This window comes from Nonomuraea sp. ZG12 (genome assembly GCF_052068115.1).
Lineage (GTDB): Bacteria > Actinomycetota > Actinomycetes > Streptosporangiales > Streptosporangiaceae > Nonomuraea.
Window position 1 is genome coordinate 566,392 of the sequence record NZ_JBQHCW010000002.1, and the last position, 13,382, is coordinate 579,773.

A 13,382-nucleotide genomic window follows, 5' to 3' on the forward strand; every position below is an offset into this window, starting at 1 on the left:
CCGGAAGCTCCCGGGAAGCTCACGCGAAGTACCGCAGCCACACATAGCCCCAGGCCATGACCGAGCTGACGGCCGTGACCAGCAGCCCGTACTTGGTGAACTGCCAGAACGAGATGGGCTGCCCAGAGCGGGCGGCGATGCCGATGGCCACCACGTTGGCGCTGGCCGCGACGGCGGTGCCGTTGCCGCCGAAGTCGGCTCCCAGGGCGAAGGCCCACCACAGCGCCTGCCCGGTGCCGGCGTCCGGGGCCTGCGCGACCAGTCCTTCGACGATGGGGGTCATGGTGGCGACATAGGGGATGTTGTCGAAGAACGCGCCGAGCACGGCGGAGCCGAACAGCAGCGCGGTCGCCGCGCCGAAGAAGTTGTCGCCCACCGCGCCGACCGCCCAGGTCCCGACGGTGGCGATGACGCCGGTGTGCACCAGCCCCGCCACCATCACGAACAGGCCCATGAAGAACACCAGCGTCGGCCACTCGACCTCACGCAGCGTCTCGTTGACGTCCGGGCGGGCCACCAGCATCATCAGGCCCGCGCCTAGCAGGGCCACCATCGACGGCTCCACGTGCACGACGGCGTGCAGGCCGAACCCGGCGACGACCAGGGCGAGCACGATCATGCAGCGGAGCAGCAGCTTGGGGTCGGTGATGGCACGCCGCTCCTGCAGCGCCATCACCTCGGCGACCCGGTCCGGGTTGTAATGGAACGAGCGGCGGAACATCACCCGTGTCATCAGCACGAAGACCGCGAACACCACCACGACGATCGGCGCCATGTGGACCAGGAAGTCATTGAACGTCAGCCCCGCGCGGCTGCCGATGATGATGTTGGGCGGGTCCCCGATGAGGGTGGCCGCGCCGCCGATGTTGGAGGCGAGGACCTCGGCGATGAGGTACGGCGCGGCGGGGATCGCGAGCCGGGCGCAGACCATGATGGTGACGGGCGCGACCAGCATGATCGTGGTGACGTTGTCCAGGAAGGGCGAGGCGATGGCGGTGATGGCCATCAGCATCACCATCAGCCGGTACGGCCGGCCCTGCGATTTCTTGGCGGCCCAGATGGCCAGATAGTCGAAGACCCCCGTCTGTTTGATGATCCCGACGATGATCATCATGCCGAACAGCAGGAAGATGACGTTCCAGTCGATCCCCTCGTGCTCGGAGAAGAACACCTCCGCGCCGGGGATCAGCCCGAACACCGCCATCACGCCGGCGGCGACGAGCACCACCTTGACCTTGTTCACCTTCTCGGTGGCGATGAAGAAGAACGCCACCACGAAGACGGTCAGGGCGAGGACACCGGTCATCGGTCGCGCCCTGGCGGTCCCGTCCGGACCCGGGCACGAGGGGCGCATGTGACATGCCGCGTCGATATCAAAAGTGCTGTCATGGCAAGTCCTTCACTTGAAAAGCGTCAGGTCCCTCAATTCTTGACAATTGGGACACATGGCACCATCGGGTCTGACACCCATCTCTCCCCTCGCGCACCATGTAGGTCCGCACGGGTGAGCCCGCAGGCGTACGGCGCGGATGGTGGCCACACCGGATGGACTCCGGTCCTCGCGCGGGGGCAGGGTGGAGGCATGACGGACCAGCGGCAGCGAACACCGGTGCAGGCCCTGTTCAGGCGGGTCATCGTGATCAACGGCCTGGTGTTCACCATCGGGACGCTCGTCCTGGCGCTCTCGCCCGCGACGGTGTCCTCGCCGGTGCTCCTCACCGAGATCCCGGTGCTGACGATCGGGCTGGCGCTGATGCTGGCCGCCAACACGCTGCTGCTGCGCAGGAGCCTGGCCCCGCTGGAGGCGCTCACCGCGCTCATGCGGCGGGTGGACGTGCTGCGGCCCAGCGACCGGCTCACCGACAAGGGCAACGGTGACCTGACGGACGTGATCGGCGCGTTCAACGCGATGCTCGACCGGCTGGAGGCCGAGCGGACGACGGCCAGCGCGCACGCCCTGGCCGCCCAGGAGGGCGAGCGGCAGCGCATCGCCCGCGAGCTGCACGACGAGATCGGCCAGAGCCTCACCGTGGTGCTGCTCGGGCTGAAGCGGGCCGCCGACCGGGCGCCGGAGGAGCTGCGCGAGGAGCTGCACGCCATCCAGGAGACGGTTCGCTCCAGCCTGGACGAGGTCCGGCAGGTCGCCCGGCGGCTGCGGCCCGGCGTGCTGGAGGATCTGGGCCTGATCAGCGCGCTGAACGCGCTGGCGGCCGAGGTCTCCTCGATGAGCGGCGTGCAGGTGGTCCGCCGCCTGGACACCGGGCTGCCTCCGCTGGGCGGCGAGGCCGAGCTGGTGCTCTATCGCATCGCGCAGGAAGGGCTGACCAACATCGGCCGCCACGCCCACGCCTCCCGCGCGGAGCTGACCCTGTGCGGGCAGCCGGGCGGCGTGCTGCTGTCCATCGTCGACGACGGGCGCGGCGGGCCGATCCACGAAGGCGCCGGCATCCGGGGCATGCGCGAGCGCGCCCTGCTCATCGGCGCCCGCCTGTCCATCGAACACCCGCCGGACGGCGGGACCGCGGTGCGCCTGGCCGTTCCGGTCCGGGCCGAAGGGAAATGATCAGCTTGGAACCGACCCGCATCCTGCTCGCCGACGACCACGCCCTGGTACGACGCGGGCTACGGCTGATCCTGGACGCCGAGCCGGACCTGACGGTGGTGGCCGAGGCCGGCAACGGCGCCGAAGCCGTCGAGCTGGCCGACGAAGGCGTGGACCTGGCCATCCTCGACATCGCGATGCCGCGCATGACGGGGATCCAGGCGGCGCGCGAGATCTCCCGGCGGCGGCCGGAGATCCGCCTGCTCATGCTGTCGATGTACGACAACGAGCAGTACCTGTTCGAGTCGCTCAAGGCGGGGGCCAGCGGCTACGTGCTCAAATCGGTGGCCGACCGGGACCTGCTGGAGGCGTGCCGGGCGGCGATGCGCGGCGAGCCGTTCCTCTACCCGGGAGCGATCACCGCGCTGATCCGCGACCACCTGCAGCGCGACGACCAGGGCGAAGGGCTGCCGGCCAGCATCCTGACGCCGCGTGAGGAGGAGATCGTCAAGCTCATCGCCGAGGGACACTCCTCCAAAGAGATCGCCGACCTGCTGGTGATCAGCGTCAAGACCGTCGAGCGGCACCGCGCCAACGTGCTGAGCAAGCTCGGCATGCGGGACCGCCTGGAGCTGACCCGCTACGCCATCCGGGCGGGCCTGGTCGAGCCATAGCCCCCGTCATTCGGGACATCCCATAACCCCCCATTGACATCTGTATAAATCGGCCCTTAGCTTTGCGAAACGTTTCGACAAGCTTCTCATGGGCCGAAGGGGGCCGAAACCGGATGTCCTCATTACGCGACGTGGCCGAACGCGCACAGGTCGCGGTCAGCACGGTCTCCGCGGCGCTGAACGGCACCCGCCCGGTGGCGGCGGCGACCAAGGAGCGCATCGAGCAGGCCGCCGCCGAGCTCGGCTACCGCCCCAACGTGCTGGCGCGCGGCCTGGTGAGCAAGCGGACCCGGATCCTGGCGCTGCTGTTCCCCGCGCCGCGCAGCGGATTCGGCCTGACCGAGATGCAGTTCGCCACCGGCGCGGCCGAGGCCGCCAGCGAGCGGGGCTATCACCTGCTGCTGTCGCCGGAGAACGCCGACCCGATCGAGGAGCTGCGCCACCTGACCGGGCTGGGCCTGGTCGACGGCGTGCTGCTGATGGAGGTACGGCTCGACGACGAGCGGACGCGGTGGCTGGCGGAGGCCGGTTTCCCGTTCAGCATGATAGGCCGGACCCGCGAGCCGGGCCCGATCGACCACGCCGACATCGACTTCGCCCGGATGGCCGGCGACGCGGTCGCGCACCTGACCGGGCTCGGCCATCGCGCGATGGCCTTCTTCAACCACTCCACCGACGGCTACTCCGCGCAGTACGGCCCGGCCATCCGCGCCGGCGAGGAGTTCGAGGCGGCCGCCCGCGAGGCCGGCCTGGGCTACGTCGGCGACTTCCGCGCCGACTCGGCCGAGCAGGGGCGGCAGGCGTTCGAACGGCTGGTCGCCGAGCACCCCGAGGTGACCGCGCTGGCCGTGATGAACGACCACGCGGCCGTCGGGGTGCTCGCCGCGGTGGCCGAGCACGGCTGGCAGATCCCCCGTGACCTGACCCTGATGCTGGTGCTCTCCTCGGCCCGGGTCGCCGAGATGTTCCACCCGAGGCTGACCACGCTGGAGCCGCCCAGCGCCGAGCTGGGCCGGCTCGGCGCCGGCATGCTCATCGACCGGCTGACCGGCGACGGCGACGGGCCGCCCCGGCGGCACCTGGTGGCCTGCCGGCTGGTGCCCGGCGACAGTTCGGGCCCACCGCCGGCCGACCGGACAGCCGACAGAACAGCGGGACGACGATGACGCCACGCCTGGGCATGCACACCCTCACGGCCGGCCGCGGCCTGCTCTTCGGCGGTGACTACAACCCCGAGCAGTGGCCGGAGAGCGTCTGGACCGAGGACGTCGAGCTGATGCGGGCGGCCGGGGTCAACCTGGTCACCGTCGGCGTGTTCAGCTGGGCACGGCTGGAGCCGGAGCCGGGCGCCCGGGACTTCGGCTGGCTGGACCGGGTGCTCGACCTGCTCGGCGACGCCGGGATCGCGGTCGACCTGGCCACCCCGACCGCCTCACCGCCGCCGTGGCTGGGCCACCGCTGGCCCGAGACGCTGCCGGTCGACGAGTCGGGACACCGGCTCTGGTACGGCGCCCGCAACCAGTTCTGCCCGAGCTCGCCGGTCTACCGGGAGCGGGCCCTGGCCCTGGTGGCCGACCTGGCCGACCGCTACGCCGGCCATCCGGCGCTGGCGCTGTGGCACGTCGGCAACGAGTACGGCCAGATCTGCCACTGCGACGACTCGGCGGCGGCGTTCCGGGCCTGGCTCCAGGAGCGCTACGGCGATCTGGACGGGCTCAACGAGGCCTGGGGCACGACCTTCTGGAGTCAGCGCTACAGCGACTGGGCCGAGGTCATCACGCCGCGCCGCGCGCCGTACCTGATCAATCCCACGCAGCTGCTGGACTTCCGGCGGTTCAGCTCCGACGCGCTGCTCGCGCACTACCGCGCCGAGCGCGACCTGCTGCGCGCCCGCACCCCGGACACGCCCGTCACGACGAACTTCATGGGCCTGTTCAAGCCGGTCGACTACTGGTCGTGGGCGCCGGAGGAGGACCTGGTCTCCAACGACCACTACCCCGATCCGGCCGACCCGCTGGCCCCGGTCCGCACGGCGCTGGTCCACGACCTGATGCGCGGCCTCGGCGGCGGACGGCCGTGGATGCTGATGGAGCAGGCGACCACGGGGGTCAACTGGCGCCCGCACAACCTGCCCAAGCCGTCCGGGCAGATGCGCCTGGAGTCGCTGCAGGCGGTGGCCCGTGGCGCGGACGGGCTCTGTTACTTCCAGTGGCGGGCCTCCCGGTTCGGCTCGGAGCGGTTCCACGCCGCGATGCTGCCGCACGCCGGTCCCGACACCCGGCTGCACGCCGACGTGCGCGCGCACGGGGCCGAGCTGCGCCGGCTGGCCCCGGTCGCGGGCACGCGGGTCGCCGCCCGGGTGGCGCTGGTGCACGACTGGGCGAGCTGGTGGGCGCTGGAGGAGCGCGGCCAGCCGAGCGACCGGCTCTCCGCCACCGACCAGCTGCTCAGCTACTACCGGCCGCTGTGGGAGCGCGGGGTGGCCGTGGACGTGGTGCCGCCCTCGGCCGACCTGTCCGCGTACGCGCTGGTCGTGGTGGCGAACCTCTACCTGATCGGCGACGCCGACGCCGCGGCGCTGACCGCGTACGTGCGCGCCGGCGGCGTGCTCGTGGTCGGCCCCTACTCCGGGGTCGTGGACCCCCGCGCGCACGTCCGCACGGGCCGGTTCCCCGCCCCGCTGCGCGAGGTGCTGGGCGCCTCGGGCGAGGAGTGGCGGCCCGCGCCGGAGGACCGGCCGGTGCCCTGCCGCTGGGCGGACGGCACCGGGTTCGCCGCGCACGCCTGGACCGAGCTGGTGCGCTCCGACGGCGCCGAGCCGGTGGCCGCCTTCACCGAGGGCGACCTGGCCGGGCACCCGGCGGTGCTGCGGCACCGCAGCGGCCAGGGCGTCGCGTGGTACGTCGCGACGATGCCGGAGCAGGACGCGCTGGCCGAGCTGACCACTCGGGCGCTGGCCGACGCCGGCGTCACCGGAGTCCTGCCCGAGGTGCCGCCCGGCGTCGAGGCGGTCCGCCGCGGCCCCGCGCTGTTCCTGCTCAACCACGGCGACCACGCCGCCGAGATGCCGATCCCGCACCGCGCCGAAGACCTGCTCACCGGATCCACGGCGGAGGGCCGGATCACCCTGGCCCCCAGGGCGGTCGCCGTCCTGCGCCCGCTCGACACCCTCTAGGAGAAAGACCCCCATGCACAGCAGAAGAACCTTCCTGGCCTCGTCCGCGGCGATGCTGTTCCTGTCGGCCTGCGGCTCGGGCGGCTCGGACGACGCCGCCGCTCCCGCCGCCTCCCCCATCGGGGGCGACGAGAACGCCGCCGCGACGCTCACCTTCTGGGCCTGGGCGGAGAACATCCAGCGGGTCGTCGACCTGTGGAACTCCAAGAACCCCACGCAGAAGGTCACCCTCAGCGGCCAGGCCGCCAGCGACGAGCTGATCGCCAAGTTCCTCACCGCGGTCAAGGCGGGCAACGCGCCCGACATCCTCCAGGTGGAGTATCAGTCGCTGCCGACCCTCATCACCAACAACGCCCTGCAGGACCTCACCCCCGTGATCGGCGACGTGAAGTCCGCCTTCCCGGCCGGCACCTGGAACCTGACCTCCTTCGGCGGCGCCACCTACGGCGTGCCGCAGGACGTCGGCCCGATGATGCTCTTCTACCGCGCCGACATCTTCGAGGACATGGGCCTGAAGGTGCCCGCCACCTGGGAGGAGTTCGGCGCGCTGGCCGAGACCGTGCGAAAGAAGGACGACAAGCGCTACCTGACCACGTTCTCCCCCGGTGACGCGGGCTGGCTGTCCGGCTTCGCCCAGCAGGCCGGCGCCAACTGGTGGACGAACGAGGGCGGCGCCTGGAAGGTCTCCGTCGACGACCCGGCGACCAAGAAGATGCTCAGTTTCTGGGGCGAGCTGGTCAACTCCGGCACGCTGCTCGGCGACCCGATGTACACGCCGCAGTGGAACAGCCAGATGAACGACGGCACCATCATCGCCTGGCCGAGCGCGGTCTGGGGAGCCGGTGTGCTGGCGGGCGTCGCCCCGTCCAGCAAGGGCAAGTGGAAGATGGCCCCGCTGCCGCAGTGGAGCGCGGACGAGCGGTTCACCGGCTTCTGGGGCGGCTCCTCCACCGCCGTCGCCGCCTCCTCCAAGCAGCAGGCGCAGGCCGCCAAGTTCGCCAAGTGGATGAACACCGACCCCGAGGCGCTGAAGGTGCTCGTCGAGATCGGCCTCTACCCCTCGGCCACGGCCGGCCAGACCTCCGGCGGGCTGGGCGCCGCGCCCGACTACATGGCGAGCCAGACCGACTACTACGCGTCCGCCGCCGCGATCGCGCAGACCGCCCGCGGCTTCAGCAGCTGGGGCCCGAACACCAACGTCACCTACGGCGCCCTGGAGGACCTGATGCCGACCGCGGTGAAGGACAAGTCCGACTTCGCGGCCGTCGCCACCAAGGTCCAGGAGCTGAGCCTGGCCGACCTCAAGAAGCAGGGCTACGAGGTCTCCGGCGGCTGAGACGCCCCTTGGAGCGTTCCAGCTCGCAGAACGGATATGACCATGACTGTCAACAAGCTCGCCCCCCGGCGGCGCGGGACGGCGTCGGCGCCCTACCTGATGACGGCGCCCGCCGTGGCGTTGTTCGTCGTCTTCATCCTGGTGCCGATCGGGTACGCGATCTGGCTCAGCCTGCACGCCATGCGGGTGCGCGGCGCCGGGTTCGGCATCCGTACCGAGGTGTTCATCGGCCTGGAGAACTACCTCGACGCGTTCCGCGACTCGGCGCTGCTGGAGTCGCTGGGGAACATGCTCTTCTACGGCCTGATCATGGTGCCCGCCACCATGGGCCTGGCCCTGCTGTTCGCCCTGCTGCTGGACGCTCCGCGAGTCGGCGGCAAGCGCTACTCGCGGATCACCATCTTCCTGCCGTACGCGGTGCCGGGAGTCATCGCGAGCCTGCTGTGGGGGTTCATCTACCTGCCCGCGGTCAGCCCGATCAGCGCCGCCCTGGAGGCGGTCGGGCTGCCCGCCGCCGACTTCTTCGGTGACGCGTCGATCTTCTTCTCGATCGCCAACATCGCGGTCTGGGGCTCGGTCGGCTTCAACATGGTGGTGCTCTACACCACCCTGCGGGCCATCCCCAAGGAGTTGTACGAGGCGGCGCGGCTGGACGGGTCCGCCGAGTGGCAGATCGCACTCAAGATCAAGATCCCGCTGCTGCGCCCGGCCCTCATCATGACCTCGGTCTTCACGCTGATCGGCATGCTGCAGGTGTTCAGCGAGCCGGCCACGCTGCGGCCGATGACCAACACCATCACGCAGGACTGGGTGCCCCTGATGCGGGTCTACCAGCAGGCGTTCGTGGAGAACGACATCTATCTCGGCGCCGCCACCTCGGTCCTGCTGGCGGTCGCCACCGTGCTGCTGTCGCTCGGCGCGATCGGCGTCTTCCGGATCCGTACCAACAGGAGCGAGCGATGAGCGTCCTGCGAGACCGCGGCACGCGCACGAAGATCGTGCCCACGATCGTGCTGGCGCTGGGCGGGCTCTACGCCATCCTGCCGCTGCTGTGGGTGGTGTTCGCGGCCACGAAGAGCTCCGAGGAGCTGTTCACCACCTTCTCCGGGTGGCCGAGCTTCAACGGCGGCTTCACCGGCAACCTCAGCGCGCTCAACGCCTACGGCGACGGCCGGTTCTGGCTGTGGATGCTCAACAGCCTCATCTACGCGGGCGGCGGCGCGTTCCTGACCGTCGTGGTCTCCACGGCGGCCGGGTACGCGCTGGCGAAGTACCGCTTCACCGGGCAGCGGCTGATCTTCGGGGCGCTGCTGGCCGGCGTGCTGGTGCCGCAGATCACGCTGGCCATCCCGCAGTATCTGATGCTGTCGGAGATGGGTCTGGTGGGCACCTACTGGTCGGTCATCCTGCCCAGCATCATCAGCCCGTACAGCATCTACCTGTGCCGGATCTACGCCGACGCGGCCGTGCCGGACGACATCCTGGAGGCCGGGCGGATCGACGGGGCGAGCGAGTTCAGGCTGTTGTGGTCGGTGGCCGCGCCGGTCATGCTGCCGGGCCTGGTCACCGTGTTCCTGCTGCAGTTCATCGCCATCTGGAACAACTTCCTGCTGCCGTACATCATGCTCGCCGACGACAGCCTGTTCCCGCTCACCGTGGGACTGTACTCACTGCTCAACCGGGGCGCCTCGCAGCCCGCCCTCTACACCCTGGTGATCACCGGCTCGCTGCTGTCGATCATCCCGATCATCGCGCTGTTCCTCTTCCTACAGCGCTTCTGGCGGCTCGACCTGGTCGCGGGCAGCGTCAAGGGCTGACCCGCACTCCTCAAGAGAACGGACACCATGAAGTTCAAAGACGGCTACTGGCGGATGCGTCCCGGCACGCGGGGCGCGTACGCCAACGCGGCCTTCGACGTGACCGCCGGACCGCCGACCGCCGGCACCCTGCGCATCCTGGCGCCGACCAGGCCCATCACCCGTCGCGGCAACACCATCGACGGGCCCGTGCTGCGGGTGGACCTGTCCTCGCCGATGCCCGAGGTGATCCGGGTCCGCGCGGTGCACCTCGCCGGGTCGGTGCCCGCCGCGCCCGCGTTCGAGGTGCGGGACGAGCACCCGGCGGTCCAGGTCGGCCTGGACGCCGAGGCGGCCACGCTGACCAGCGGCTCCCTGCGGGTCAGCGTGCGCAGGGACGCGCCCTGGGACATGACCTTCAGCGCCGGCGGGCGGGAGCTGACGCGCAGCGGCGAGAAGTGCCTGGGCGTCATGACGGACCCCGACGACCGGCACTTCATGATGGAACAGCTCCACCTCAGCGCGGGCGAGCTGGTGTACGGCCTCGGCGAGCGGTTCGGCGCGCTGGTGCGCAACGGCCAGGCGGTCGACATCTGGAACGACGACGGCGGCACCAGCAGCGAGATGGCGTACAAGAACGTCCCGTTCTACCTGACCAACCGGGGCTACGGAGTGTTCGTCAACCATCCGGGCCGGGTGTCGTTCGAGGTGGGCTCGGAGACGGTGTCGCGGGTGCAGTTCAGCGCCGAGGGGCACGACCTGGAGTACCTGATCATCCATGGTCCGACGCCGGCCGACATCCTGCGCCGCTACACCGCGCTGACCGGCCGCCCGGCCCTGCCTCCGGCCTGGTCGTTCGGGCTGTGGCTGTCCACGTCCTTCACCACCGACTACGACGAGGCGACCGTGACCTCGTTCGTCGACGGCATGGCCGAGCGGGATCTGCCGCTGAGCGTGTTCCACTTCGACTGCTTCTGGATGCGCCAGTTCCGCTGGTGTGACTTCGAATGGGACCCCGAGGTGTTCCCCGACCCCGAGGGGATGCTCAAGCGGCTGAAGGATCGCGGGCTGAAGATCTGCCTCTGGATCAACCCGTACATCGGGCAGGCGTCCGCGCTGTTCGAGGAGGGCATGGCGGCCGGTCACCTGCTGCGCCGCCCGGACGGGACCGTCTGGCAGGACGACCACTGGCAGGCGGGCCGGGCGCTGGTGGACTTCACCTCGCCGGCCGCCCGTGAGTGGTACGCGGGCAAGCTGCGCGGGCTGCTGGACATGGGCGTGGACTCGTTCAAGACCGACTTCGGCGAGCGGGTGCCGACCGACGTGGTCTACGCCGACGGCGCCGACCCCGAGCGGATGCACAACTACTACAGCCTGCTCTACAACGAGACCGTGCACGAGGTGCTGACCGAGCGCCGCGGGCCCGGCGAGGCCGTGCTGTTCGCCCGCTCCGCCACCGTCGGCGGGCAGCGGCTGCCGGTGCACTGGGGCGGCGACTGCGAGTCGACCTTCGAGGCGATGGCGGAGAGCCTGCGCGGCGGGCTGTCCCTCGGCATGGCCGGCTTCGGGTTCTGGAGCCACGACATCGGCGGCTTCGAGGGACGGCCGGATCCCGCGGTCTTCAAGCGCTGGGTCGCCTTCGGCCTGCTGTCGTCGCACAGCCGGCTGCACGGCAGCCAGTCCTACCGGGTGCCGTGGCTGTTCGACGAGGAGTCGGTCGACGTGCTGCGCTCCTTCACCCGGCTCAAGGCCCGGCTGATGCCCTACCTGTACGGCGCGGCGGTGCGGGCGAGCCAGGAGGGCCTGCCGGTGATGCGGGCCATGCAGCTCGAGTTCCCCGGCGACCGGGGCTGCGAGTACCTCGACGCCCAGTACATGCTCGGGTCCGACCTGCTGGTGGCGCCGGTGCTCTCGGCCGAGGGCGAGGTGTCGTACTACGTCCCGGCCGGCGTCTGGACCCGGCTGCTGGACGGCGGCACCGTTGGCAGCACCGTGAGCGGACCCGGCTGGCACACCGAGCGGCACGGCTTCGACAGCCTGCCGCTGCTGGTGCGGCCGGGCGCGGTGCTGCCTACCGGAGCCCGCTCCGACCGGCCCGACTACGATTACGCCGACGACGTCACCCTGACGGCGTACCGCCTGGCCGACGGCGATCGACGGACGGTGACCGTACCGGACACCAGCGGTGACGCGGCGGCGGTGTTCGAGGTCTCCCGCGTGGGTGACCGCGTCCACGCCCGCCGCGCCGACGGTGTCCCCGCCCGCTGGAACCTGTTGCTGGCGGGCGTCGCCGAAGCCGCCGGCGCCACCGGCGGCACCCTTGAGACCACCCCCGGCGGCGTACGAGTCGCCGCGAACGGCGACACTGATCACATCGAGATCGTCCTGAAATCATAGGAGTGACTCCCCATGCCCGCTTTCCCCGAGAACTTCCTGTGGGGCACCGCCACGGCCGCCTACCAGGTCGAAGGCGCCGCCTTCGAGGACGGTCGCGGACCGTCGATCTGGGACACCTTCTCCCACACCCCCGGCCTGGTGGCCAACGGTGACACCGGTGACGTGGCCTGCGACCACTACCACCGGCTTGAGGAGGACCTGAACATCCTCGCCGACCTGGGCGTCGGCGCCTACCGCTTCTCCATCTCCTGGCCCCGGGTGCTGCCGGGCGCCGGTGACCGGATCAACCAGCCCGGCCTGGACTTCTACCACCGGCTCGTCGACGGGCTGCGCGCCCGCGACATCGCCCCGGTGGCGACCCTCTACCACTGGGACCTGCCCCAGGAGCTGGAGGACGCCGGCGGCTGGCCCAACCGTGACACCGCGCTGCGTTTCGGCGAGTACGCCCGGCGCATGGGCGAGGCGCTCGGCGACCGGGTGCACACCTGGATCACCCTCAACGAGCCGTGGTGCTCGGCCTACCTGGGCTACGCCTCCGGCGTGCACGCCCCGGCCCGCACCGACGCCGCCGCCTCGCTGGCCGCGGTGCACCACCTCAACCTGGGTCACGGCCTGGCCGCCAGGGCGCTGCGCGAGGTGATCGACCCGGCCGCGAAGATCTCCGTCACCCTCAACCTGCACCACATCCGGGGCGAGTCCGAGCGGGACGCCGAGGCCGTGCGCCGCACCGACGCGCTGGCCAACCGGGCCTTCCTCGGCCCGATGCTGGATGGCGCCTACCCGCGTGACCTCATCGAGGACACCGCCTCCGTCACCGACTGGTCCTTCGTCCAGGACGGCGACGAGGCGACCGCCGCCGCGCCGCTGGACCTGCTCGGCGTCAACTACTACAACCCCGTCCTGGTCCGCCAGTGGGACGGCACGAGCGAGCGCGACCAGGCCGACGGCCACGCCAACGGCGCCGCCTCACCGTGGATCGCCTGCGACGACGTCGACTTCGTCCGCCAGCCCGGCCCGTACACCGAGATGGGCTGGAACATCGACGAGACCGGCCTGACGGAGCTGCTGCTGCGCCTGCACCGCGACTACCCCGAGCTGCCGCTGATGATCACCGAGAACGGCGCGGCCTTCCCCGACGTCGTGTCCGACGACGGCCACATCCACGACGAGCAGCGCGTGGACTACCTGCGCCGGCACCTGACGGCCGTCACCGAGGCCATCGAGGGCGGCGCGGACGTCCAGGGCTACTTCCTGTGGTCCCTGATGGACAACTTCGAGTGGGCGCACGGCTACGCCAAGCGCTTCGGCATCATCCGCGTCGACCACGACACCCAGGTCCGCACCTGGAAGGACAGCGCCCACTGGTACCGCGAGGTGGTGGCGGCCAACGCGCTGCCCGCCACCGACCAGGTCACCACCACCGCCTCCTGACCACGGCGAAAGCGGCGGATCGGGCGGATCG

General features: G+C 70.8%; 10 protein-coding genes. 9 read left to right on the forward strand and 1 reads right to left on the reverse strand.

The features are described from left to right. Window positions 1-19: 19 nt before the first annotated feature. On the reverse strand, window positions 20-1,306 hold the full coding sequence (locus ACTMTF_RS09680; RefSeq protein WP_397009688.1) for an ArsB/NhaD family transporter: 1,287 nt from the start codon (window positions 1,304-1,306) through the stop codon (window positions 20-22). Window positions 1,307-1,582: 276 nt separating this feature from the next. On the opposite strand from ACTMTF_RS09680, the gene ACTMTF_RS09685 reads away from it, so the two are divergent. From ACTMTF_RS09685 to ACTMTF_RS09725, 9 genes are all read left to right on the forward strand, one after another. Beyond that, complete coding sequence (locus ACTMTF_RS09685) at window positions 1,583-2,563, forward strand: HAMP domain-containing sensor histidine kinase (RefSeq protein WP_397009686.1); 981 nt, start codon at window positions 1,583-1,585, stop codon at window positions 2,561-2,563. After that, complete coding sequence (locus tag ACTMTF_RS09690) at window positions 2,560-3,216, forward strand: response regulator (RefSeq protein ID WP_441110289.1); 657 nt, start codon at window positions 2,560-2,562, stop codon at window positions 3,214-3,216. The genes ACTMTF_RS09685 and ACTMTF_RS09690 overlap by 4 nt, the downstream gene beginning before the upstream one ends. 113 nt (window positions 3,217-3,329) lie before the next feature. Further along, on the forward strand, window positions 3,330-4,382 hold the full coding sequence (locus ACTMTF_RS09695) for a LacI family DNA-binding transcriptional regulator (RefSeq protein WP_441110290.1): 1,053 nt from the start codon (window positions 3,330-3,332) through the stop codon (window positions 4,380-4,382). Continuing rightward, complete coding sequence (locus tag ACTMTF_RS09700) at window positions 4,379-6,391, forward strand: beta-galactosidase (protein WP_441110291.1); 2,013 nt, start codon at window positions 4,379-4,381, stop codon at window positions 6,389-6,391. The genes ACTMTF_RS09695 and ACTMTF_RS09700 overlap by 4 nt, the downstream gene beginning before the upstream one ends. A 13-nt stretch (window positions 6,392-6,404) precedes the next feature. Then, window positions 6,405-7,727, forward strand: coding sequence for an ABC transporter substrate-binding protein (locus tag ACTMTF_RS09705; RefSeq protein ID WP_441110292.1), 1,323 nt, complete (start codon window positions 6,405-6,407; stop codon window positions 7,725-7,727). Between the two features lie 42 nt (window positions 7,728-7,769). Next, window positions 7,770-8,690, forward strand: a complete 921-nt coding sequence (locus ACTMTF_RS09710; RefSeq protein ID WP_441110293.1) for a carbohydrate ABC transporter permease — start codon at window positions 7,770-7,772, stop codon at window positions 8,688-8,690. Beyond that, window positions 8,687-9,544, forward strand: a complete 858-nt coding sequence (locus ACTMTF_RS09715) for a carbohydrate ABC transporter permease (protein ID WP_441110294.1) — start codon at window positions 8,687-8,689, stop codon at window positions 9,542-9,544. Before ACTMTF_RS09710 ends, ACTMTF_RS09715 begins: the two co-directional genes overlap by 4 nt. A 27-nt stretch (window positions 9,545-9,571) precedes the next feature. Beyond that, on the forward strand, window positions 9,572-11,920 hold the full coding sequence (gene yicI / locus ACTMTF_RS09720; RefSeq protein WP_441110295.1) for an alpha-xylosidase: 2,349 nt from the start codon (window positions 9,572-9,574) through the stop codon (window positions 11,918-11,920). Window positions 11,921-11,932: 12 nt separating this feature from the next. Next, window positions 11,933-13,351: a GH1 family beta-glucosidase gene (locus ACTMTF_RS09725; RefSeq protein ID WP_441110296.1), complete on the forward strand. Its 1,419-nt coding sequence runs from the start codon at window positions 11,933-11,935 to the stop codon at window positions 13,349-13,351. Window positions 13,352-13,382: the final 31 nt, after the last annotated feature.

What these genes read in the sequence shown, in the direction of transcription:
- ACTMTF_RS09680 (WP_397009688.1), bottom strand. Translation starts at nt 1,306, where the DNA reads ATGACCGGTGTCCTCGCCCTGACCGTCTTCGTGGTGGCGTTCTTCTTC.
- ACTMTF_RS09685 (WP_397009686.1), top strand. Translation starts at nt 1,583, where the DNA reads ATGACGGACCAGCGGCAGCGAACACCGGTGCAGGCCCTGTTCAGGCGG.
- ACTMTF_RS09690 (WP_441110289.1), top strand. Translation starts at nt 2,560, where the DNA reads ATGATCAGCTTGGAACCGACCCGCATCCTGCTCGCCGACGACCACGCC.
- ACTMTF_RS09695 (WP_441110290.1), top strand. Translation starts at nt 3,330, where the DNA reads ATGTCCTCATTACGCGACGTGGCCGAACGCGCACAGGTCGCGGTCAGC.
- ACTMTF_RS09700 (WP_441110291.1), top strand. Translation starts at nt 4,379, where the DNA reads ATGACGCCACGCCTGGGCATGCACACCCTCACGGCCGGCCGCGGCCTG.
- ACTMTF_RS09705 (WP_441110292.1), top strand. Translation starts at nt 6,405, where the DNA reads ATGCACAGCAGAAGAACCTTCCTGGCCTCGTCCGCGGCGATGCTGTTC.
- ACTMTF_RS09710 (WP_441110293.1), top strand. Translation starts at nt 7,770, where the DNA reads ATGACTGTCAACAAGCTCGCCCCCCGGCGGCGCGGGACGGCGTCGGCG.
- ACTMTF_RS09715 (WP_441110294.1), top strand. Translation starts at nt 8,687, where the DNA reads ATGAGCGTCCTGCGAGACCGCGGCACGCGCACGAAGATCGTGCCCACG.
- yicI (WP_441110295.1), top strand. Translation starts at nt 9,572, where the DNA reads ATGAAGTTCAAAGACGGCTACTGGCGGATGCGTCCCGGCACGCGGGGC.
- ACTMTF_RS09725 (WP_441110296.1), top strand. Translation starts at nt 11,933, where the DNA reads ATGCCCGCTTTCCCCGAGAACTTCCTGTGGGGCACCGCCACGGCCGCC.